Source organism: Kineococcus vitellinus, assembly GCF_009906315.1.
Classification (GTDB): Bacteria; Actinomycetota; Actinomycetes; order Actinomycetales; family Kineococcaceae; genus Kineococcus; species Kineococcus vitellinus.
This window is the reverse complement of record NZ_JAAALL010000519.1, coordinates 1-1,623: the sequence shown is the minus strand read 5'-3', so window position 1 is coordinate 1,623 and position 1,623 is coordinate 1. Positions and strand designations below refer to the sequence as shown.

2 protein-coding genes are annotated in these 1,623 nt (G+C 77.9%); both read left to right on the top strand.

Going from position 1 to position 1,623, the window contains the following annotated elements:
* Positions 1 to 786: molybdate ABC transporter substrate-binding protein (gene modA, locus GTQ99_RS23035; RefSeq protein WP_338075212.1), on the top strand; the 786-nt coding region annotated here is incomplete at its 5' end.
* Positions 783 to 1,577, top strand: coding sequence for an ABC transporter permease (locus GTQ99_RS23030; protein ID WP_166617987.1), 795 nt, complete (start codon positions 783 to 785; stop codon positions 1,575 to 1,577). The genes modA and GTQ99_RS23030, both read left to right, overlap by 4 nt.
* Positions 1,578 to 1,623: the final 46 nt, after the last annotated feature.

The following is a 1,623-nucleotide window of genomic DNA, read 5'->3' as shown; positions in this document are numbered from 1 at the left end:
GAGGAGCCGCACGCGCCGAGCAGCAGCCCGGTCGCCGCGGTCCTCGCGGCCGGGCTGCTGCTCGGCGCGTGCGGCTCCTCCGCGGGCGCGCAGCAGGAGCGGGGGGAGCGCACCCTCACCGTCTTCGCGGCCGCCTCGCTGCGGGGCTCGTTCACCACGATCGGCGAGCGCTTCGAGCGGGCGAACCCGGGCGTGCGCGTGGCGTTCAGCTTCGCGGGCTCCTCCGACCTCGTCAGCCAGGTGACCGAGGGCGCCCCCGCCGACGTCCTCGCCCCGGCCGACGAGGCGAGCATGGCCAGGGTGGTGGACGCCTCCCTCACCGCCGGCGAGCCCGTCGACGTCGCCACGAACGTGCTGGAGATCGCCACCCCGCCCGGCAACCCGGCCGGCATCACCTCCTTCGCCGACCTCGCGCGGCCCGGCGCGCGGGTCGTGGTCTGCGCGCCGCAGGTGCCCTGCGGGTCGGCGGCGCGGACCCTGCAGGAGCGCACCGGCGTCGAGCTGGCCCCCGTCAGCGAGGAGTCCTCGGTGACCGACGTGCTGGGCAAGGTCACCTCTGGCGAGGCCGACGCCGGGCTGGTCTACGTCACCGACGTGGCCGCCGCCGGCGACGCCGTGACCGGCGTGCCCTTCCCCGAGTCGGCCGGCGCGGTGAACACCTACCCCGTCGCCGCGCTGCGCGGGGCCGCCGACGCCGACCTGGCCCGGCGCTTCGTCGCCTTCGTCGCGGGCGAGCAGGGCCGCTCCGCGCTGCGCGCGGCCGGGTTCGGGGTCCCCGGGGCGTGAGCCGGGACGAGCGCGTGGTCGGCCTGCCCGGCTGGGTCCACGTCCCGGCCGCGATCGGGCTGCTGCTCGTCCTGCTCCCGCTCGCCGCGATCGTCGCGCGCGTGGACTGGGCCCGCTTCGGCGACCTCGTCACCTCCCCCTCCTCCACGGCCGCGCTGCGCCTGAGCCTGCAGACCGCGACGGCCAGCACCTGCTGCTGCGTGCTCCTGGGCGTCCCCATGGCGCTGGTGCTGGCGCGCGGCGCCTTCCCCGGCCTGCGGGTGCTGCGCTCGGTCGTCCTGCTGCCGCTGGTCCTGCCGCCGGTCGTGGGCGGGCTGGCGCTGCTGTACGCGCTCGGGCGGCGCGGCCTGCTCGGCGGGGTGCTGGAGGGGTTCGGGGTGAGCATCGCCTTCAGCACCGCCGCGGTCGTCCTCGCCCAGACGTTCGTCGCGCTGCCGTTCCTCGTCGTCAGCCTGGAGGGGGCGCTGCGCACCGCCGGCCGCCGCTACGAGACGGTCGCGGCCACGCTGGGCGCGCGCCCCGGCCGGGTCCTGCTGCGCGTCACCCTCCCGCTCGTGGGGCCCGGCCTGGTCTCCGGCGCGGTGCTCGCCTTCGCCCGCGCCCTCGGCGAGTTCGGCGCCACCGTCACCTTCGCGGGCAGCCTGCAGGGCGTCACCCGCACGCTGCCGCTGGAGATCTACCTGCAGCGCGAGAGCGACCCCGACGCGGCCGTCGCGCTCTCGCTGCTGCTCGTCGCGGTCTCGGTGCTCGTGGTGGTGCTCGTGCGCGGGCGCACCGCGACCGGTGCGTGAGCGCGCCGTGCAGCGGCCGGCGGGGCAGGGACGGACGGGGCAGGGG